This window comes from Mitsuaria sp. BK037, from assembly GCF_014193045.1.
GTDB lineage: Bacteria > Pseudomonadota > Gammaproteobacteria > Burkholderiales > Burkholderiaceae_C > Roseateles.
Map to the genome: position 1 here is coordinate 1,811,650 of NZ_JACHYS010000001.1, position 22,351 is coordinate 1,834,000.

Annotated in this window: 8 protein-coding genes; 7 read left to right on the forward strand and 1 reads right to left on the reverse strand. The window is 70.9% G+C overall.

The annotated features are described in order from the left end of the window. Positions 1 to 193 precede the first annotated feature (193 nt). The 6 genes from FHT37_RS07470 (at position 194) to FHT37_RS25630 (ending at position 19,061) form a co-directional block, all read left to right on the forward strand. On the forward strand, positions 194 to 9,649 hold the full coding sequence (locus FHT37_RS07470; protein WP_183479888.1) for a hypothetical protein: 9,456 nt from the start codon (positions 194 to 196) through the stop codon (positions 9,647 to 9,649). A 124-nt stretch (positions 9,650 to 9,773) separates the two neighbouring features. Continuing rightward, on the forward strand, positions 9,774 to 14,318 hold the full coding sequence (locus FHT37_RS07475) for a heme utilization protein (RefSeq protein WP_183479890.1): 4,545 nt from the start codon (positions 9,774 to 9,776) through the stop codon (positions 14,316 to 14,318). 79 nt (positions 14,319 to 14,397) lie between these two features. After that, complete coding sequence (locus FHT37_RS07480; RefSeq protein WP_183479892.1) at positions 14,398 to 15,552, forward strand: glycosyltransferase family 4 protein; 1,155 nt, start codon at positions 14,398 to 14,400, stop codon at positions 15,550 to 15,552. A 1-nt stretch (position 15,553) separates the two neighbouring features. Beyond that, positions 15,554 to 16,312, forward strand: coding sequence for a DUF5672 family protein (locus FHT37_RS07485; RefSeq protein WP_183479893.1), 759 nt, complete (start codon positions 15,554 to 15,556; stop codon positions 16,310 to 16,312). A gap of 61 nt (positions 16,313 to 16,373) precedes the next feature. Next, entirely contained in the window at positions 16,374 to 17,381 is a 1,008-nt protein-coding gene (locus FHT37_RS07490; protein ID WP_091724829.1) for a hypothetical protein, read from the forward strand. 111 nt (positions 17,382 to 17,492) lie between these two features. Next, positions 17,493 to 19,061 (forward strand): methyl-accepting chemotaxis protein, encoded by a 1,569-nt coding sequence (locus FHT37_RS25630; protein WP_183479894.1) that lies wholly within the window; start codon positions 17,493 to 17,495, stop codon positions 19,059 to 19,061. Between the two features lie 86 nt (positions 19,062 to 19,147). Here the strand turns inward: FHT37_RS25630 and FHT37_RS07500 are convergent, their stop codons facing one another. Beyond that, positions 19,148 to 21,631: a glycosyl hydrolase family 95 catalytic domain-containing protein gene (locus tag FHT37_RS07500; RefSeq protein WP_221210976.1), complete on the reverse strand. Its 2,484-nt coding sequence runs from the start codon at positions 21,629 to 21,631 to the stop codon at positions 19,148 to 19,150. A 429-nt stretch (positions 21,632 to 22,060) separates the two neighbouring features. Between FHT37_RS07500 and FHT37_RS07505 the strand changes: the two genes are divergently transcribed. Continuing rightward, positions 22,061 to 22,285: a hypothetical protein gene (locus FHT37_RS07505; RefSeq protein WP_147241610.1), complete on the forward strand. Its 225-nt coding sequence runs from the start codon at positions 22,061 to 22,063 to the stop codon at positions 22,283 to 22,285. Positions 22,286 to 22,351 lie beyond the last annotated feature (66 nt).

Below are 22,351 nucleotides of genomic sequence, written 5' to 3' on the forward strand. Positions count from 1 at the left end.
TGAGGCCGACTCCCGGCCCTTTTGTTCCGTTCACGTTAAGCGGTGGGCAAATAACATTTCTGGGCTAGCTCAAGTTCGTCATTCCGCGTCCGAAAACCGGATGACGGCATCCGGAAGTCGGGTGCCAAAGCTGACCCAAATCACCTCGCGCCTATGGGCGCATCCGCCCCCATAGGTTCACGGAGTTCCAAAGATGGCATCGCTGATTACCAACCTGACGACCGACCAGATCGCCGCCCTCACGTCGACGACCCTGGCGCGCCTGACCAGCGAAGACTGGGCAGCGTTTTCCACCGAACAGTTCCAGGCGCTGACGACCTCGCAGTTCGCGACGCTCGGCACCCGGGCGGTGTCGTTCTTCACGACGACCAACATCGCCGCCATCGAGTCGGACGACCTGCGCGCCCTGTCGACGGCCGCGGTCCAGACCTTCACCAGCGCGCAGCTCAATGCGCTGGGCTCCGACCAGTTCGGCGCGATGACCACCCGCCAGGTCGGCGCGATGACCACCCAGCAGGTCCGCAACCTGGAGTCCGACGACCTGAACGCGCTGGCCTCGGACCAGATCCGGGCGCTGAGCACCCAGCAGGTGGCCGCCATCTCCACCAGCCTGATCAACAGCCTGGCCTCCGATGACCTGCAGGCGCTCAAGACCGAGCAGATCAAGGCCCTGAGCTCCCAGCAAGTCGCCGCCCTCGCCACCGAGGGCGTCGCCGCTCTGGGCACCGGCCAGGCCGCCGCGCTGACCAGCACCCAGACCGCCGCGCTGAGTTCCGACCAGGCCGCCGCGCTGAGCTCCGACGCCGTCCATGCGCTGAGCACCGCCGCCGTCAAGGCGCTGGGCACCGATCAGGTCGCCGCGCTGAACTCGGACCAGGTCGCCGCGCTGACGACCGCCCAGATCAACGCGCTGTCCACCCAGCAGATCCGCCAGCTGGCCAGCGATGAAATCGCCGCGCTGGACACCAACCAGATCCGCGCCATCACCACGCAGCAGATCGCCGCGCTGACCACCGACCAGCTGGCCGGCGTCGACAGCGCCGACGTGCAGGCGCTGTCCACCGCGCAGGTGCGCGCGCTGAGCTCCGCCCAGATCGGCGCGCTGAGCTCCGATTCCATCGAGGCGATGAGCTCCGGCCAGATCGGCGCGCTGACCTCGACCCAGGTCAAGGGCCTGACCACCGACCAGATGGCCGCGATCGGCTCCGACGACATGAAGGCGCTGTCCACCGCCACCGTGCGCGCGCTGTCGACCGACCAGGTCCAGGCGCTGAACTCGGACCAGGTCGCCGCGATGTCCAGCAGCCAGATCGGCGCGCTGACGACCGGCCAGGTCGCCGTGCTGTCCACCGATGAGCTGAACGCGCTGAGCAGCAGCCAGATCCGCGCCCTGGGCACCGCCCAGATCGCCGCGCTGTCGACCGACCAGGTCCAGGGCATGGAGTCCGCCGACGTCCAGGCCTTCACCACCGCCCAGATCGCCGCGCTGAGCTCGGCCCAGATCGCCGCGCTGTCCACCGACGCGATCGTCGCGCTGAGCTCGGCCCAGGTCGCCACCCTCACCTCCCGCCAGCTGGCCGGTCTGTCGACCGACCAGATCGCCGCCATCGAGACCGGCGACCTGCGCGCGCTGTCCTCGACCGCGATCCGCTCGCTGACCACCGACCAGTTCGACGCGCTGAGCTCCGACCAGGTCGGCGCGCTGACGACTGGCCAGGTCGCCGCGCTGACCACCGGCCAGGTCCAGGCGATGGCCAGCGACGACCTGAACGCGCTGGGCTCGGCCCAGATCCGCGCGCTGGGCACCGCCCAGGTCGCGGCGCTGTCGACCGCCCAGGTCAACACCATGGAAAGCGCCGACGTCCAGGCGCTGAGCACCCAGCAGGTGCAGGCGCTGAGCTCGGCCCAGGTCGGCGCGCTGTCCACGGAAAACGTCGCGGCGCTGAGCTCGCAGCAGGTCGCCGCGCTGTCGACCCGCCAGATCGCGGGTCTGACGACCGACCAGATGGGCGCGATCGAGACCGGCGACCTGCGCGCCATGTCCACGGCCGCGATCCGCTCGCTCACCACCGACCAGTTCGACGCGCTGAACTCCGACCAGGTCGGCGCGCTGACGACCGGCCAGGTCGCCGCGCTGACCACCGGCCAGGTCCAGGCGATGTCCAGCGATGACCTGAACGCGCTGGGCTCGGCCCAGATCCGCGCGCTGGGCACCGCCCAGGTCGCCGCGCTGTCGACCGCCCAGGTCAACACCATGGAAAGCGCCGACGTGCAGGCGCTGACCACGCAGCAGGTCGCCGCGCTGGGCTCGGCCCAGGTCGGCGCGCTGTCGACGGACAACGTCGCCGCGCTGAGCTCGACCCAGGTCGCCGCGCTGTCGACCCGCCAGATCGCGGGCCTGACCACCGACCAGATGGGCGCGATCGAGACGCAGGACCTGCGCGCCATGTCCACCGCCGCGATCCGCTCGCTGACCACCGACCAGTTCGACGCGCTGGGCTCGGCCCAGGTCGCCGCGCTGACGACCGGCCAGGTCGCCGCGCTGACCACCGGCCAGGTCCAGGCCATGTCCAGCGACGACCTGAACGCGCTGGGCTCGGCGCAGATCCGCGCGCTGGGCACCGCCCAGATCGCGGCGCTGTCGACCACCCAGATCGCCAACATGACCAGCGAGGACGTGCAGGCGCTGAGCTCCGGCCAGATCGCCGCGCTGAGCTCCGACCAGATCGCCGCGCTGTCGACCGAGAACATCGTCGCCCTGACCTCCTCGCAGGTCGGCGCGCTGTCGACCAAGCAGGTCGCGGGCCTGACCACCGACCAGATGGGCGCCATCGAGACCGGCGACCTGAAGGCGCTGGGCACCGCCGCCGTGCGCGCGCTGACCACCGACCAGCTCGGCGCCCTGGGCTCCGACCAGGTGGCCGCGCTGTCGACCCAGCAGGTCGCCGCGCTGTCGACCGCCCAGGTCAGCAACCTGAGCAGCGATGACCTGAACGCGCTGACCAGCGGCCAGATCAAGGCCCTGTCGACGCAGCAGGTCGCCGCGCTGACGACCGCCCAGGTCAACACGATGGAAAGCGCCGACGTGCAGGCGCTGTCCACGCAGCAGATCGCCGCGCTGAGCTCCGACCAGGTCGGCGCCCTGTCCACCGAGAACATCGCCGCGCTGAGCTCGCAGCAGGTCGCGCCGCTGTCGACCAAGCAGGTCGGCGGCCTGACGACCGACCAGGTCGGCGCCATCGAGACGGTGGACGTCCGCGCGCTGACGACCAACGCGCTGCGCGCCCTGACCACCAGCCAGATCGACGCCCTGAGCTCGGACCAGATCGCCGCGCTGACGACCGCCCAGGTCGCCGCGCTGACGACGGCGCAGGTGCAGGCGCTGGCCAGCGACGACCTGAACGCGCTGGGCTCGGCCCAGATCCGCGCGCTGTCGACCGCCCAGGTCGCCGCGCTGACCACCGGCCAGATCAACGGCATGGAATCGGCCGACGTGCAGGCGCTGTCGACCCAGCAGGTCGCCGCGCTGGGCTCGGCCCAGGTCGGCGCGCTGTCGACCGAGAACGTCGCCGCCCTGACCTCCGCCCAGGTGGGCGCGCTGACGACCAAGCAGGTCGCCGGCCTGACCACCGACCAGATGGCCGCCCTGGAAACGGGTGACCTGAAGGCGCTGTCCACCGCCGCGCTGCGCGCGCTGGGCACCGACCAGCTGGACGCGCTGGGCTCCGACCAGATCGCCGCGCTGTCGACCCAGCAGGTCGCCGCGCTGTCGACCGCCCAGGTCGCCAACCTGTCCTCCGACGACCTGAACGCGCTGACCAGCGGCCAGATCAAGGCGCTGTCGACCGCGCAGGTCGCCGCGCTGACGACCACGCAGGTCTCGACCATGACCAGCGACGACGTCGCCGCGCTGACCACGGCGCAGCTGCAGTCGCTGGGCTCGGCCCAGATCGGCGCGCTGAGCACCGAAGCGATCGTCGCGCTGGGTTCCGCCCAGGTCGGCGCGCTGACGACCAGGCAGGTCGCGGGCCTGACCACCGACCAGATGGCCGCCATCGAGACCGGTGACCTGCGCGCGCTGAACAGCGCCGCGCTGCGCGCCCTGTCGACCGACCAGCTCAATGCGCTGGGCTCCGACCAGGTCGCCGCGCTGAGCACCGTCCAGGTGGCCGCGCTGACGACCGCGCAGGTCGCCGGCCTGACCAGCGACGACCTCAACGCCCTGGGCAGCGCCCAGATCAAGGCGCTGGGCACCGCGCAGGTCGCCGCCCTCACGACCGCCCAGGTCAACGCGATGGAAAGCGCCGACGTGCAGGCGCTGTCCACCCAGCAGGTCGCCGCGCTGGGCTCGGCCCAGGTCGGCGCGCTGAGCACCGAATCGGTGGTCGCGCTGACCTCCAACCAGGTCGCCGCGCTGAGCAGCAAGCAGGTCGCGGGCCTGACCACCGACCAGATGGCCGCCCTGGAAACGGGTGACCTGAAGGCGCTGTCCACGACCGCCGTGCGGGCGCTGGGCACCAACCAGCTCGATGCGCTGAACTCCGACCAGGTCGCCGCGCTGACGACCCAGCAGGTCGCCGCGCTGACGACCGGCCAGGTCAGCAACCTGTCCTCGGACGACCTCAACGCGCTGACCAGCGCGCAGGTGAAGGCGCTGTCGACCCAGCAGGTCGCCGCGCTGACCACCGGCCAGGTCAACACCATGGAGTCCGCCGACGTGGCGGCGCTGACGACCCAGCAGGTCGCCGCGCTGAGCTCGTCGCAGGTCGGCGCGCTGAGCACCGACTCGATCATCGCCCTGAGCTCCGGCCAGGTCGCCGCGCTGAGCAGCAAGCAGGTCGCGGGCCTGACCACCGACCAGATGGCCGCGCTGGAATCGGCCGACCTGCGGGCGCTGTCCACGGTCGCCCTGCGCGCCCTGACCAGCGACCAGCTCGAGGCGCTGAGCTCCGACCAGGTCCAGGCGCTGACGACCCAGCAGGTCGCCGCGCTGACGACCGCGCAGGTCAGCCAGCTCGCCACCGATGACGTGGGCGCCCTGACCTCCGGCCAGCTGCGTGCCCTGGGCACCGCCCAGGTCGCCGCGCTCGGCACCGCCCAGCTCGACGCGCTGAACAGCGACCAGGTCGCCGCGCTGACGACCCAGCAGGTCGCCGCGCTGACCACGACCCAGGTCAGCAACCTGTCCAGCGATGACCTGAACGCGTTGACCAGCGCCCAGATCAAGGCGCTGACCACGCAGCAGGTCGCCGCGCTGACGACCGGCCAGATCAACACGATGGAAACGGCCGACGTGGCCGCGCTGGCCACCAACCAGATCGCCGCGCTAAGCTCGTCGCAAGTCGGCGCGCTGAGCACCGAGGCCATCGTCGCGCTGACCTCCTCGCAGGTCGCCGCGCTGACCACGAAGCAGGTCGGTGGCCTGACGACGGACCAGATGGCCGCGATCGAGACCGGCGACCTCAAGTCGCTGTCCAGCGTCGCGCTGCGCGCCCTGGGCACCGACCAGCTGGATGCGCTGGGCTCCGACCAGATCGCCGCGCTGTCGACCCAGCAGGTCGCCGCGCTGACCACCGGCCAGGTCAGCAACCTGTCCAGCGATGACCTCAACGCGTTGACCAGCGGCCAGATCAAGGCGCTGACCACGCAGCAGGTCGCCGCGCTGACGACCACGCAGGTCTCGACCATGACCAGCGACGACGTCGCCGCGCTGACCACCGCGCAGGTGCAGGCCCTGGGCTCGGCCCAGGTCGGCGCCCTGAGCACCGACGCGATCGTCGCGCTGGGCTCGGCGCAGGTCGCCGCGCTGACGACCAAGCAGGTCGCCGGCCTGACGACCGACCAGATGGCCGCGATCGAGACGGGCGACCTCAAGTCGCTGTCGACCGCCGCGCTGCGTTCGCTGGGCACCGACCAGCTCGACGCGCTGGGCTCGGACCAGATCGCCGCGCTGTCGACCCAGCAGGTCGCCGCGCTGTCGACCGCCCAGGTCAGCAACCTGAGCAGCGATGACCTGAACGCGTTGACCAGCGCGCAGATCAAGGCGCTGTCGACCGCGCAGGTCGCCTCGCTGACGACCGCCCAGGTCTCGACGATGACCAGCGACGACGTCGCCGCGCTGAACTCGGCGCAGGTCGCCGCGCTGAGCTCGGCCCAGGTCGGCGCGCTGAGCACCGACGCCGTGGTGGCCCTGAGCTCCGCCCAGGTCGCCGCGCTGAACAGCAAGCAGGTCGCCGGCCTGACCACCGACCAGATGGCCGCCCTGGAAACGGGCGATCTGAAGGCCCTGTCCACCAACGCCCTGCAGGCGCTGACCTCGGCCCAGCTGGAAGCGCTGGGCTCCGACCAGATCGCCGCGCTGTCGACCCAGCAGGTCGCCGCGCTGACGACCGGCCAGGTCGCCAACCTGACCAGCGATGACCTGAACGCGCTGACCAGCGGCCAGATCAAGGCGCTGTCCACGCAGCAGATCGCCGCGCTGACGACCACCCAGGTCGCCGCGATGGAGTCCGCCGACGTGCAGGCGCTGGCCACCAACCAGGTCGCCGCGCTGAGCTCGGCCCAGGTCGGCGCGCTGAGCACCGACGCCGTGGTCGCCCTGAGCTCCGCCCAGGTCGCCGCGCTGAGCAGCAGGCAGGTCGCCGGCCTGACCACCGACCAGATGGCCGCGATCGAAAGCGGGGACCTGAAGTCGCTGTCGACGCTCGCCCTGCGAGCGCTCAGCAGCGACCAGCTGGAAGCGCTGAGCTCCGACCAGGTCCAGGCGCTGACCACCGCGCAGGTGGCCTCGCTGACGACCACGCAGGTCAGCCAGCTGGCGACGGACGACTTCGCCGCGCTGACGACCGGCCAGCTGCGCGCCCTGACCACCGGTCAGATCGCGTCGCTGGGCTCGGCCGAACTGGAAGCGCTGGGCTCCGACCAGGTCGCCGCGCTGACGACCCAGCAGGTCGCCGCGCTGACGACCAGCCAGGTCGCCAACCTGACCAGCGACGACCTCAACGCGCTGACCAGCGCGCAGGTCAAGGCGCTGAGCACCGCCCAGGTGGCCGCGCTGACCACCGCGCAGGTCGGCACGATGGAGACCGCCGACGTGGCCGCGCTGGCCACCAACCAGGTCGCCGCGCTGAGCTCCGACCAGGTCGGCGCGCTGACGACCGAAGCGGTCGTGGCGCTGAGCTCGACGCAGGTCGCCGCGCTGACCAGCAAGCAGGTCGCCGGCCTGACCACGGACCAGATGGCCGCCCTGGAATCGGGTGACCTGAAGGCCCTGTCGACGGTGGCGCTGCGTGCGCTGACCAGCGACCAGCTGGGCGCCCTGGGCTCCGACCAGGTCGCCTCGCTGACGACGACGCAGGTCGCCGCGCTGACCACCGGCCAGGTGAGCACGCTCGCCAGCGACGACCTGAACGCGCTCACCAGCGCCCAGGTCCGCGCGCTGACGACGCAGCAGGTCGCCGCGCTGACGACCACGCAGGTTTCCACGATGGAGAGCGCCGACGTCGCGGCCCTGAGCTCGCAACAGGTCCAGGCGCTGAGCTCGGCCCAGATCGGCGCGCTGAGCACCGAGGCGGTGATCGCGCTGAGCTCGGTCCAGGTGGCCGCGCTGAGCTCGGCCCAGGTCAAGGGCCTGACGACGGACCAGATGGCCGCGCTGGAGACCGGTGACCTGCGCTCGCTGTCCACGGTCGCCCTGCGCGCCCTGGGCACCGACCAGATCGAGGCGCTGGGCTCCGACCAGATCGCCGCGCTGACGACCGTCCAGGTCGCCGCGCTGACGACCGCGCAGATCGCCAACCTGAGCAGCGACGACCTGAACGCGCTGACCAGCGGCCAGATCCGCGCGCTGGGCAACAGCCAGCTGCAGGCCCTGACGACCACGCAGATCTCGACGATGACGACGGACGACGTCGCCGCGCTGAGCTCGGCGCAGCTGCAGGCCCTGGGCTCGGCCCAGATCGGCGCCCTGAGCACCGACGCGATCCAGGCGCTGAGCTCGTCGCAGGCGGCGGCCCTGAGCTCGGCCCAGGTCGACGGCCTGACCACCGACCAGATGGCGGCCTTCGAGTCGGCCGACCTGCGCAGCCTGAGCACGCTGGCGATCCGTTCGCTGGACAGCGCTCAACTGGAAGCGCTGGGCTCCGACCAGATCGCGGCGCTGACCACGCAGCAGGTCGCCGCGCTGAGCACGCTGCAGGTGAGCCAGCTGGCCACCGACGACGTGCAGGCGCTGACCTCGACGCAGGTCGTGGCGATGAGCTCGGCCCAGCTGAGCGCCTTCACCACCGACCAGGTGCAGGCGATCGACACCGGGGACCTGGCGGCGATCGCCAGCGGCAACCTGGTGGCCTTCGGCTCGGCGGACTTCGAGGCCTTCAGCTCGGATCAGATCCATGCGCTGACCTCGCAGCAGTGGAGCGCGGTGAGCGCGACGCAGGTGGCGGGCATCGAGACGGCCGACATCGCCTCGATCTCCACCGCTGGCATCCACGCGCTGAGCACCGCGGCGATCCACGCCTTCAGCACCGACCAGATCGCGGCGCTGACCAGCGACCAGGTCCATGAATTCAGCACCGCGCAACTGCGCGCGCTGGGCACGGACCAGATCGCGGCCATCACCACGGACGACATCGGCGCGCTGACCAGCACGCACTTCGGGACGATGACCTCGTCGCAGCTGCATGCGTTCACGACCGACCAGATCCTGGCGCTGGACTCGAGCGACATCCACGCGCTCACCTCGGTGCAGATCCAGGGCCTGTCGACCGACCAGATCGTGGCGATGACCTCCGACCAGTTCATCGGCTGGGACACGCAGGACCTGGCCAGCATGAGCATGGAGCAGGTGCTGGCGATGACCTCCGACCAGAAGGCCGGCTGGAGCGACGAGCAGATCAACGCCCACTTCATGGCCACGCCGATCATGCTGGACCTGGACGGCAACGGCATCCAGACGCTGGCGGCCAAGGACGGCGTGCACTTCGACCTCAACGCCACCGGTCACAACGACAAGTGGGGCTGGGTCGGCGGCAACGACGGCCTGCTGGTGATGGATCGCAACGGCAACGGCACGATCGACAGCGGCGCCGAGCTCTTCGGCTCGGGCACCACGGTCAACGGCCGCAAGGGCCTGGACGGCTTCGCCGCCCTCGCCTCGCTGGACGCCAACCATGACGGCCACATCAACGCCAAGGATGCGGACTTCAGCCACCTGCAGGTCTGGGTCGACGCCAACCACGACGGCAAGACCGACGCGGGTGAACTCAAGTCGCTGACCGATCTGGGCATCGTCGACCTGAACCTGGGCGCGACCAAGGGCACGGACGTCGATCACGGCAACCTGATCGGCCTGGTGTCCAGCTACACCAAGGCGGACGGCACGACGAGCGAGATGTCCGACGTGTGGTTCACCAAGGACGGCGCGACGCAGCAGGTCCATGGCACGACGCGGGAAGCCGCGCCGCAGCTGGGCGACCTGCTCGCCCAGCCGGAAGCCAACCTGCTCGGCGGCGCGACGGCGCACACCGCGACGGCGGCCACGGCGGCCACCACCGCGGCGTCCACCGACGCGGTCAACCACGACGTGCTCAGCGCGGCCTACAAGAAGCTGCATGACGACGACCAGAACGGCGCTGTTCCGCTGATCTAAGCGGCAGTCCGGAACCGGGGGCCTCGCGCCCCCGGTTTGCCGTTTGCGGCCCTCGCCCGCGCGCCCCGCCGGCGTGGGCCGCAAACGACAGACCGCCAGGTTCCAGCAGTCCCCTCCCACCCCCATGGCCACCTTCGACGTCGGATCGCTCACTCCCGAGGAGATCGCAGCCCTCACCACCGCGCAGCTCGCCACGCTGACCGGGCCGGAGTGGGCCATGCTGAGCGCCGCCCAGGTGGTGGGCCTGACCACGCTGCAGGTGCATGCGCTGACCGCGCGGCAGCTCAACTATCTGGCCTCGGGCCAGCTCGCGGCGCTGGAGCTGCAGGACGTGCAGGCGCTCAACACCGGCGCGCTGCGGACACTGACCACCGCCTCGCTGGCCGCGCTGACCACCGACCAGATCCATGCGCTGACCACCGCGCAGATCCCGGCGCTGACGGTGGACCGGCTGCGCCGCATGGACAGCGACCAGTTCAGCGCGCTCGACAGCGCGCAGATCGCGGCGCTGTCCTCGGTGCAGGTGCGCGGCCTGGGCAGCGCGCAGATCGGCCTGCTGAGCACCGAGGAGGTGGCCGTGTTCAGCACCGCCTCGATGCAGGTGCTCAACACGGTGCAGATCGGCGCGCTCAGCGTCGACCAGCTCAACGCCTTCAGCACCGCCCAGATCGGCGCGCTGCGCGGCAACCAGACCCGCGGCCTGAGCGGCGACCAGCTCAGCGCGCTCGGCACCGACGCGCTGCAGGCGCTGAGCACCGGCGCGATCCGCGGGCTGACCACGGCCGCGGTGTCGCAGCTGTCCTCGGACGCGGTGCAGTCGCTGGACAGCCGCCAGATCGCCGCGATGACCAGCCAGCAGTTCCGCACGCTGGGCACCGACGCGCTGGTGGCGCTGACCACCGAGCAGGCCGGCGCGCTCAACACGCTGCAGATCAAGTCGCTGAGCACGGCCCAGGTGGCCGCGCTCGAGGGCGAGGACCTGGCGGCCATCGGCACCAAGGGCCTGCGCGCGCTGAACTCGGCGCAGCTCGGCGCGCTGTCGTCCGACCAGTTCGACGCGCTCAGCTCGCGCCAGGTGCAGAGCCTGACCTCGACCCAACTGATCGGCGTGGGCAGCGAGCAGCTGCCCGCCTTCAGCACCGACGAGCTGCGCCTGCTCAGCAGCAGCGCGTTGATCGGCCTGAAGCCGGAGGTGCTGGGCGCGATGAGCGCCGAGCAGCTCGGCGCGCTCAAGACGCTGCAGATCGCGATGCTGACCACGCGCCAGCTGGCCGCGCTGGACACCGACGACCTGGCCGCGCTGTCGACCGCGCAGTTGGCCGCGCTGAGCTCCAAGCAGCTGCAGTCGCTGACGACCGAGCAGTTCCACTCGCTGGGCACCGAGGACCTGGCCGCGCTGAGCAGCGCGACGCTGCGCGGGCTCACGCCGGCGCAGATGGCCTCGCTGAGCTCCGAGCAGCTGGCCGTGCTGAGCGGCGCGCAGACCGGCGCGCTGACGACGGCGCAGCTGCGCGACCTGAGCGACGAACAGCTCGCCGCGCTGGGCACCGGCGCGATCCAGGCGCTGTCCACCCGCGTGATCGCGACACTGACCGACCACCAGCTCGGCGTGCTGAGCTCGGACCAGCTGCAGGCGCTGACCAGCGGCCAGATCCGCGCGCTGGGCACGGCGCAGCTCGCGGCGATGAGCCCGGAGGACCTGAACGCGCTGAGCACCGCGCAGTTCGCGACGCTCACTTCGGCGCAGTTCCGCGGCCTGACGACCGACCAGGTGGCGCAACTGGAGCCGGAGGATTTCGGCGCGCTGAACGCGACGGTGATCCGCTCGCTCAGCAGCGCGCAGGTGCAGGCGCTGGACGTCACCCTGGTGGCCGCCTTCAGCACCGGGCAGACCGGCGCGATGACCGCGGCGCAGGTGGCGGCGCTGACGCCGGCCCAGCTGCAGGTGCTGGCCCCGGCCTCGCTGCAGGCCATCAGCACGCTGGCGATCCGTGGCCTGAGCGCCGACCAGCTCGACGCGCTCGGCCCGACCGGCCTGGCCTCGCTGCGCGACGGTCAGCTCGCCGCGCTCAGCACGGCGCAGGTGCGCACGCTGGACCATGACAGCCTCAATGCGCTGGGCACCCATTTCGCCGCGCTGACCTCCTTCCAGCTGGCGGCGATCTCGACCGACGAGATCGGCGCGCTCGATCCAGCGCTGCTCGCCGCCGTCAAGCCGGTCTACCTGAGCGCGCTGAGCACCGAGCAGATCCATCTGCTGAGCCGCGAGCAGGTCGGCGCCTTCGGCAGCGCGCAGACCGCGCTGCTGGGCACCGGCCAGGTCGCGGCGCTGACGCCCGCCCAGATCGACGCGCTGTCCACCGACGGCGTGCGCGGCCTGAGCGTCCAGGCCCTGCAGGGCTTCACGACCGAGCAGCTGAACGCCCTGGTGCCCGACCAGTTCGCGGCGCTGCGCACCAACCAGGTCGCCGCGCTCACGACGACCCAGATGGCTGCGCTGGAACAGGTCGACCTGAACGCGCTGGATTCGGCGCAGTTCTCGGTCTTCTCGTCCCGGCAGCTGGCGGCGCTGTCCACCGACCAGATCGCCAACCTGGAGTTCCAGGACGTGGTCGGCCTGACCACCCGCGCCCTCGCCGGATTCAGCTCGACCCAGATCGCCGCGATGAACGGCGACAGCATCGCCTCGCTGAGCAACGCGCAGCTCGCGGCGCTGAGCTCCAGGCAACTGATGGGGCTGACGGCCGACCAGATCGACCGGCTGGGCACGGCGCAGCTGGCCAGCCTGGGCTCGCAGGCGTTGCTGGGAATGAGCAGCGACCAGTTCGGCTCGCTCGACCTGGACCAGATCGGCGCGCTGTCGGTCAAGCAGATCGCGGCGCTGAACTCGCTGCAGATCGCGGCCATGGATCCGACCGCGCTGGCGTCCCTGACGACGCTGCAGTTCGCGGCGCTGCGCTCGTCGCAGCTGGCGGCGCTCAGCGCCACGCAGCTCGCGGCGCTGGAGACCCAGGACCTGGCGGTGCTCCACACGACGGCGCTCAAGGCGATGGGCTCCGACCAGATCGCGCTGCTGAGCGTCGACCAGGTGGCGGCGCTGCGGCCCGACCAGGTCGGCGCGCTGAGCTACCAGCAGGCGGCGGCCATGACCACCGAGCAGATCCAGGCCCTGGGCACGGCCCAGATCCTGGGCCTGACCAACGTGCAGGTGCTGGCCTGGACCAGCGACCAGATCGCCGCGCTGGACGCGCAGGACGTGGCCCTGCTGCCCGGCCGCGCGATCCGGGTGATGGACGCCGGCGACTTCGCCGGGCTGACCACCGACCAGGTCCACGCCATGACCAGCCTGCAGCTGGCCGAGATGACGACCGCGCAGCTGGCCGGCTTCGGCACCGAGGACTACGCGGCGCTGAGCTCGTCGGCCTTCCGGGCGCTGGGGACGGCGACGCTGAACGCGCTGTCGACCGAGGTCTTCGCCTCGCTCGGTTCGGACCAGGTCCACGGGCTGTCGACGCAGACGCTGCGCGGCCTGCACACCGAGGCCCTCGCGGCGATGAACTCGGACGCGATCGCGGCGCTGGACAGCCACCAGGTCGCCGCGCTGAGCTCCCAGCAGGTGGCGGCGATCTCGTCCGAGGGCTTCGCGGCGATGTCCAGCGAGGATCTGGCCGCGCTGAGCCGCGACCAGGCCCGGGCGCTGACGCTGGACCAGATCCATGCGATCGGCACCGACGCGATCGTCGGCTTCGAGACCCGCGACCTGGCCGCGCTGAACATGGACCAGGTGCTGGCCTTCAGCACCGAGGCGCTGCAGGCGATGAGCGGCGCGCAGCTCGACGCGCTGTTCCTGGCCACGCCCATCCTGCTGAACCTGGACGGCCACGGGCTGGGCACGGTGTCCGCGGCGCAGGGCGTGAGCTTCGACATGAACAACACCGGCCATGCCCAGCAGTGGGGCTGGATGGCGCAGGGCAACGGGCTGCTGGCCCGCGACCTGAACGGCAACGGCCAGATCGACTCCGGCGGCGAGCTCTTCGGCAGCGGCACCCTGCTGGCGAACGGCCATCGCGCGGCCAACGGCTACGAGGCCATGCAGGCGCTCGACGCCAACGCGGATCACGTCCTCAATGCGCAGGACGCCGCCTTCTCGCAGCTGCGGATCTGGGCCGACGCCAATGGCAACGGCAAGACCGACGCGGGCGAGTTGAAGTCGCTGTCGGAGCTGGGCATCGTCGAGCTGGACCTGGCCGCCCGCTCGAGCGCGACCGTCGATCACGGCAACCTGGTGGGCCTGATCTCGGGCTACAAGACCGCGGACGGCGTGACCCACCAGATGGGCGACGTCTGGTTCGCCAAGGCCAGCGACGGCACGGCGGACGCCGCGACCGAGGTCACGGGCTCGGCCTCCCGGGCCCACCTGGCCGCGGAGGACCTGCTGGCGGCGCCCTCGGCGTCCACCACCGCCCTGCTGTCCGACGCCGCGCACACGGCCGCGGCGGCCGCCGCGGCAAGCTCGGCGACGGTCGCCCCTGGCGCCGCGGCCGGAGCGGCGCCTGGGGCGGCGGCAGCGCCGGACGAGACCGCCGCCACGGTCCACCACGCCGCGATGGCGGCCCTGCAGGCCACCGCCCGGCGGCTGGAAGAGGACGGCGCGGTCCCGCTGCTCTGACCCCTGAGCGCGGGACTGGGCCGGAGCCATCCCCCTTATCGGCGCATGCCCCCCGGGACGAGGGGACACAATCGGCCGGATGAAGACACTCTGCATCGAGGGCTGGCGGGGGGTGAACCACTCCATCGCGATGGTCAACCAGAACCAGATCCTGGAGATGGTGAAGGACCCGCGGTTCGAGCTGTTCCACCGGGACGCGCCCTTCTTCATGCCGCACTGGGACAAGAGCAAGCTGGACTCGGGCTTCGCGCCCGAGGAGCGCGCCATCATCGACGCCCTGCCCGACCCCGGCGACCGGGTGATGGATGTGCGGCTGCGCATCGCCTCGCCGGTGCGGCTGGGCGATCCGGCCGCCGCGCGCCGCAACGCGACCTTCGTCGTCACCGAGTTCGGCCTGTCCGGCAAAAGCTTCGACCCGCCCGAGATGCCGCCCGCCGCGCTGACGCAGGGCGACGACTTCGTCGTCACGCCGACCCGCTGGTCCAAGGCGCGGCTGGTGGACTACGGCTTCGAGGCCGACAAGGTCCTGGTCGTGCCGCACGGCTACAAGACCGACACCTTCTTCCCGATGACGCCCGAGCAGCGCCAGGCTGCCCGCGCGGCGCTGGGCATGCAGCCGCACGAAACGGTGTTCAGCAACGTCGGCGTGGCGACCTGGAACAAGGGCATCGACCTGCTGCTGCTGGCCTTCGCCGAGCTGCGCCTGCAGGGCCTGCCGGTGCGGCTGATCCTCAAGGACCACCAGGGGCTGTACGGCATCGGCGTCGAGCGCCTCTTCGCCGAGCTGGCCACGCGGGCGCCGGCGCTGAACGCGCCGCAGGTGCGCGACGGCATCTCCATCCTGTCGACCAGCCTGAACCTGCCGCAGCTGCGCTCGCTGTACGCGCTGTCCGACGCCTATGTCTCCCCCTACCGCGCCGAAGGCTTCAACCTGCCGGTGCTGGAGGCGATGGGCTGCGGCACGCATGTGATCGTCAGCGGCGGCGGCGCCACCGACGACTTCACCCCGCCCGAGCTCTGCCACCGCCTGCACAGCCGTCCCGGCACCGCGGCCGACGCGCCGCAGCCGGTCGGCGCCTTCGTCGTGCCCGACCTGGACGACCTGCGCGAGGCCATGCTGCAGGTGGTCGAGCAGCGCCTGACGCCGGCGCCGCGCCGCGAGGCCGCCCGCCAGCGGCTGGCGCAGCGCTTCTCCTGGGGTACGGTCACGAAGCAGCTGCTGGACCTGATGTGACATGAGCACTGCCAAGCCCAGCATCGCCGTCGCCATCGTCGACACCGACCTGCATGTCCTGGCGCGCCAGGCGCTGCTGCACAGCATGCGGCAGATGGAGCTGCAGGGCCTGCCCTTCAGCCAGGTGCTGATCTATTCGGACAAGCCGGAGCTCTGGCCCGGCCTGCCGGTGATCCCGGTGCCGACGCTGCGCTCGATCGCCGAGTACAACCTGCTGATCACCCGCGAACTGGCCAAGCACCTCAGCGCCGACCATGTGCTGGTGATCCAGTACGACGGCTTCGTGCTCAACGCCGATCAGTTTTCGCCGCACTTCCTGCATTACGACTACATCGGCGCGCCCTGGCCCAACTACGAGGTCAACGAGGTCGGCAACGGCGGCTTCTCGTGGCGCTCCCGGCGGCTGGTGCATGCGGTCGCCCAGCTGGACTACCCGGACCCGACCGAGGCCGAGGACCTCTACATCTGCCGCACGATGCGCGAGACGCTGGAGCGCGCCGGCTGCCGCTTCGCGCCCAAGGCGATCGCCTCGCACTTCTCGGTCGAATTCCCCGCGGTGCCCTACCCGACCTTCGGCTTCCACGGCATCTTCCACCTGCCGACGGTCTACCGCGAGATGCCGGACTTCCTGCTGGACCACCTCTCCGACCGCATCGTCAAGACGCGCAGCGGCTTCCTGCTGCCCGGCTTCCAGTCGGTGTCCCCGGCCACGGCCGAGAAGCTCCAGCAGCGCCTGGCGGCATTGAACGCGGTGTCCTGAACGCCCGCGCCCAGCCCCGCCCCTTCTTTCCAAGAACGACACGAGACCCACAAGGCCACCGATGAACGCGAAGCAGCAGATCGTCATCCTGATTCCCCACGGCGTGCAGACCGGCGGGCCGGAGGCCTTGCACCAGCTGTCGGATTCGCTGATCCGCCAGGGCCACGACGCGCGCGTCTGGTACGTGCTGCCCACCGACCTGCCGGCCGTCGACGACCTGTTCCGCCGCAACGGTCTGGGCGCCGGCACGGTGCTCAAGCTGCAGCCGCGGCCCAACACCGTCGCCGACTACGAGAAGTACCAGGTGCGGCTGGCCGAGGAGATCGCGATGACGCCGGACACCTGCGTCGTCCTGGCCGAGACCTATGTGCACTGGCTGCGCTACTTCCAGCCCTGCAAGCCGATGGTCTGGTGGCTGAGCATCGACAACGCCTTCGAGTACCTGTCGGTCAACAAGATCAACCTCAACCTGCTGCGCAGCGAGCGCGTCCTGCACACCTACCAGTCGGGCTACGCGCGCGACGTCATCCAGGCGCTGGGCTGCACCCGCACGCTGCCGCTGTCGGACTACACGCCCGGCAAGCCGGTGCCGGCCGCGGGCGAGCCGGTCTTCGAGACCGCCGCCAAGACCGACATCGCGCTCAACGCCAACCACAAGGTGGTCTACGACGTGGGCGCGATCGCCGCTCGGCTGGAGCGCGAGAACGGCTGCAAGGTCCACCTGATCCGCGGCCTGACGCGGGCCCAGGTCTACGAGGCGCTGGGGCGCAGCAAGCTCTTCATCGACCTGGGCACCTTCCCTGGCAAGGACCGGCTGGCGCGCGAGGCGCTGATGCGCGACTGCTGCGTCTTCGCCCTGGACGTGGGCGCCGCGCGCGACTACGCGCTGCCCGACGAGTGCTATTTCAAGCCCGACCAGGTGGACCAGGTGTTTGCCGGCGCGGCCGGGCTGATGCGCGATTTCGAGCTCTACCTGGAGCTGTCTCGCCCGGCGCGGCAGGCGGTGCTGCGCGAGCGCATGGTCTTCGAGCGCGAGGTGGCCGGGCTGGCCCACGCCTTCGCCGTGTAGGCAATCGCCGCACACCGCCTTGCGCCGGGTGCTTCTTGAGAAGTCGCGACCCAACGCCGAAGATCAGACAGGCTGCGATGACGGCCCGGGCATCTTTCAGGGGGAACACCAATGAACCTTTCAGATCTCAAGGTCAAGACCAAGCTGTGGGCGGGCTTCGGCGTGATGGCGGTGATCGTCGCCGCCGTGGCCGGCGCGGCGCTGCACTGGCTGAACCAGTCCAGTTCGCGCGTCGAGACCTACCTGCAGGGCGTGGCGGCGCGGGAGCGCCTGGTCGTCGAGCTGCAATCCGCAGCGAAGTCGCGGGCCATCTCGGCGCGCAACCTGGTGCTGGTGAGCACGCCGCAGGACCGCGCGCTGGAGCTGGAGGCGGTCACTCGTTCCCATGAGGCGGTGCAGCAGTCGCTGGACCGGCTCAAGCGGCACCTGGCCGCCGCGGCCGACGCGACCGCGCAGGACCGGACGCTCTTCGACAAGGTCGATGCGATCGAGCAGCAGTACGGCCGGGTCGCGCTGGCGATCGTGGGCCTGGCCAAGGACGGCCAACGCGACGAGGCCATCAGCAAGATGAACGCGGAATGCCGGCCGCTGCTGGCGGCGCTGCTGACGGCCACCGGCGACTTCATCCGCTACGAGGACGAGCGCTCGACCGCCGAGACCCAGGCCGCGACCGCGCTGTTCGCGCAGGACCGGATGCTGCTGATCGCGACCGCGCTGCTGTCGGCCGGCGTGGCGGGGCTGCTGGGCTGGCTGATCAGCCGCGCGGTCACCCGGCCGCTGAACCGCGCGATCCAGGTCGCGCAGTCGGTGGCCGACGGCGACCTGCGCGACGAGATCCAGGTCGAGGGCCGCGACGAGTTGAGCCAGCTGCTGACGGCGCTCAAGGCGATGAGCGGCAACCTGTCGACGATGGTCACCAATGTGCGCCAGGCCGCGGACGGCATCGCGACCGCGTCGACACAGATCGCCACCGGCAACCAGGACCTGTCCAGCCGCACCGAATCGCAGGCCGGCGCGCTGCAGCAGACGGCGTCCTCGATGGCGCAGATGACGGAGACGGTGCAGGTCAATGCGGAGACCTCGCGCAAGGCCACCGGCCTGGCGGACGCCGCGGCGCAGGTCGCCGGCCAGGGCGGCGAGGTGGTGGACCGGGTCATCACCACGATGGCGGCCATCACCGGCTCCAGCAAGCGCATCGGCGACATCACCGGCGTGATCGACGGGATCGCCTTCCAGACCAACATCCTGGCCCTGAACGCCGCGGTGGAAGCGGCGCGCGCCGGGGAACAGGGCCGCGGCTTCGCGGTCGTGGCCAGCGAGGTGCGCGCGCTCGCGCAGCGCAGCGCGCAGGCGGCCAAGGAGATCAAGACGCTGATCTCGGACAGCGTCGAGAAGGTCGACGCCGGCGGCGTGCTGGTGCAGGAAGCCGGCCGCACCATGGGCGAGGTGCTGTCACAGGTGCGCAAGGTCACCGACCTGATGGGCGAGATCAACGCCTCCACCGAGCAGCAGACCCAGGGCATCGTGCAGGTGAACGAGGCGGTGGCGGCGATCGACCGCGGCACGCAGCAGAACGCGGCCCTGGTCGAGGAAAGCGCCGCGGCGGCCGAGAGCCTGCGCCAGCAGGCCATGGCGCTGACGGAGGCGATCGCGCGGTTCAAGGTGGCTACGCCGACCTAGGCGTCGCGGCATCAACGCACCCCGCTGCCGCGGGATGTGAACCGGCATCGCCCTGCCGCGTCGCACCTGGGCGGCTGGGCCCTGGACTAGCCGATCCCGGGTTGCGACTCGCGGGAGAACGCTAGGCCGTCGAGGGTCGCCCGCCCCCGGTGATCCAGCACCACCGTCATCCGGCGACCTCCGTGGCGCAGCAGGACCTTCGTACCGGCCGGCCCCCGAAGCGACAGCCGAACGGGACGGCTGTCGCGCCATTCGATGTCCAGGTCCAGGCCGCCGCGCACGCGCATGCCACGCACGGTGCCCCGGGGCCACGCCTGGGGCAGCGCGGGCAGCAGGTGGACCTCGCCGCCCCACGACTGCACCAGCATCTCGAGCATGCCGGCGGTGCCGCCGAAGTTGCCGTCGATCTGGAATGGCGGATGCGCGTCCAACATGTTGGGGTAGGTGCGCTGCGGCCCGAGCAGCGTCTTCAGCACCTGGTGGGCATGGTCGCCTTCCCCCATGCGCGCCCACAGGCACAGCCGCCAGGCCGTGCCCCAGCCGGTCGCCAGGTCGCCACGCTGTCGCAGGCTGGTCTTGGCCGCGTTCAGCAGCTCGGGGGTGTCGCGCGGGTTGATCTGGCTGCTCGGATAGACGGCGTACAGGTGCGAGACGTGGCGATGCTGCTGGTCCGGCGCGCCGGCATCCCAGTCCTCCAGCCACTCCTGGAGTTGCCCCTGCCGGCCGATGCGGTCGGGTGCCAGCGCTGAGCGCGCGGCCGCCACGCGGTCCAGGAAGTCCGCATCGGCGCCCGACAGCCGGCCGGCATGCACGGTGCGGTCAAACAGGTCGCGCAGGATCTGCCGGTCCATCGCCGGGCCGGCGCACAGCGATGAGCCGTGGGGATGCCAGTTCTCGGGCGAGATGGACGGCGAGGTGACGAGGCCGCGGCCCTCCTTGTCTTTCACGAGCGTATCCAGGAAGAACTGTGAAGCGCCCTCCAGCAGCGGATACAGCCGCTTGAGCAGCGCGGCGTCGCGCTGGTGATCCCAGTGGTCCCACAGCGTGTTGCAGAGCCAGGCGCCACCGCAGGGCCACAGACCCCACAGCGGGCCGTCGATCGGCGCCGCGGCCCGCCACAAGTCGGTGTTGTGGTGCGCCACCCAGCCACGCGCGCCATACATCGTCCTGGCGGTCTGCGCGCCAGTGACGGCCAGTTCCTCCACCATGCGCAGCAGCGGCTCCACGCAGTCGCCCAGCGCCGCCGCGTCGGCGGGCCAGTAGTTCATCTCGGTGTTGATGTTGATCGTGTACTTGCTGCCCCAGGGCGGATTCACGCCCTCGTTCCAGATGCCCTGCAGGTTGGCCGGCTGCGTGCCGGGGCGCGATGAGGCGATCAGCAGATAACGGCCGTACTGCAGGTACAGCGCGGCCAGTGCCGGGTCGTCGGACTTCTCGGCGGCGGCGATTCGCTCATCGGTGGGCCGCCCTGCGGCGGGCGTGCGACCCAAGTCCAGCGTGAAGCGGCGGTACAGCGACTGGTGGTCGCGCACGTGGTCGCGGCGCAGCGCGGCGTAGGGCTTGGCGGCTGCGGCCACGGTGTGCCGGCGCACCGTGGCGACGGGATCGCCGCTGGTGTCGCGGAAGTTGACGTAGCTGGTGGCGGCCGCGATCAACAGCGTCGCGTTGCGGGCACCGCTGACGCGCAGCCGGCCCTCGGGTGTCACCTCGACGCGGCCGTCGGTGACGACCTTCACGCGCATCGCGTAGGTCAGTCCCGGGGCCGTGTCGGGGCCGGCCTCATTGCGGCCGGTGACGAGCAAGGCCCCCTGGTCGTCGGCAACTTTCACGTGATCGGGTTGCTCGAAGCCAGCCTCTTCGCGCTGCATCCAGTCGACCGGCTGGTCCGCCACCAGCACCGTCGCGGAGCCCTGGTAATCGGGGCTGGCGTACGTCGCCTTGCGCGGCCCGCGGCAGGCGAGTTCGAAGGCGATGCGCCCGCGCGCGGCCTGCAGGTTCAGCACCACGACCTGATCGGGCGCGGACACGAAGGCCTCGCGCCGCATCGAGACGCTCGCGCTCTCGTGGTGCAAGGTGGCGATGGCGGTGTCCAGGTCCAGCTCGCGGTGGTAGGTGCGCGGCGCCTCGGCGCCGTCGAAGTCGAGCAGCAGGTCCCCCAGCGAGCCATAGGCCATCTGCCATAGCGGGCGGGCCATCATCCAGGCGCTGGCCAGGTCCGTGGCCTCCTTGTAGCGGCCTTCGTCGAGCAGGCGACGCACCTCGGGCAGCGCGGCCAGGGCTTCGGGGTTGTCGGGCGTGTACGGGGCCCCTGCCCACAGCGTGTCCTCGTTGAGTTGCAACCGCTCCTGACCCACGCGGCCGAAGACCATCGCGCCGAGCCGGCCATTGCCCAGCGGCAGCGCTTCCTCCCAGCGCGTGGCGGGACGCCGATACCAGAGCAGATGGTCGGCCCGCTCCTGCGCGCGCCGCGGCGCCGAGGCGGTCAGGCCAGAAGCGCCAGCGAGCGGCAGCGCCGCGGCTGCGGCCAGCATGCTGCGGCGGGTGAAAAGGGGGCGTCGTGAGGGGGTCATGTCGTGCTCAAGGGGGTGCGGTTGCGGAGTGATCGGCCCCGGCAGGATGACCGCGGATCCCTCGGCGCTCTCTAGGTGTTTGTATTGGTAAGGCCAGACAACTTATCCACGTAGACTGGTAATACCAATATAGCTACGGCTACATCCACTGCCGTAAACGCTTCCATTCGTCGGAGAGATCGTCGACACGCTGCGCGAGTTCCGCGCCGCAAGCTGCCCGTCGACGTGATGGTGCAGGACTGGCGGTACTGGGGCCGCCATGGCTGGAACGCGATGCGCTTCGACGAGGACCGGCAGTCAACACCGGCCGCAGCATGCCGGCAGGTGCGGTGACCGAATCCAAGTCATGAAATGCCAGGGTCAGGCCCTTGCACTTGCTGCGATGCCGCATAAAGTCGCGCCGTGTTCGTCCAGCTCGTGAGGTCCAGCATGAGTTCGATCGCCATGACCGTGTTCCTCGACTCGTCCCCCGGGGAACTTGTCGACCTGCCGCACGCCGGCTCCGGCCTGGAGCATCCGCTGGTCTTCGACAGCGCCGCGCGCGAGATCCGCCAGCTCGCCGCCGACGGCCGCGTCGAGGTGGTCGAGCAGCGCGTCAAGACGGTGGGGAACGACACGCTGATCGAGGAATTGCGCTTTCGGCGGTTGAGCTGATCTCGAAGGCCTCGCGGCGGTCGCGGTGTCGCGCCGCGGACGGCAAAGTCCGCCGCCGCCGGTCGA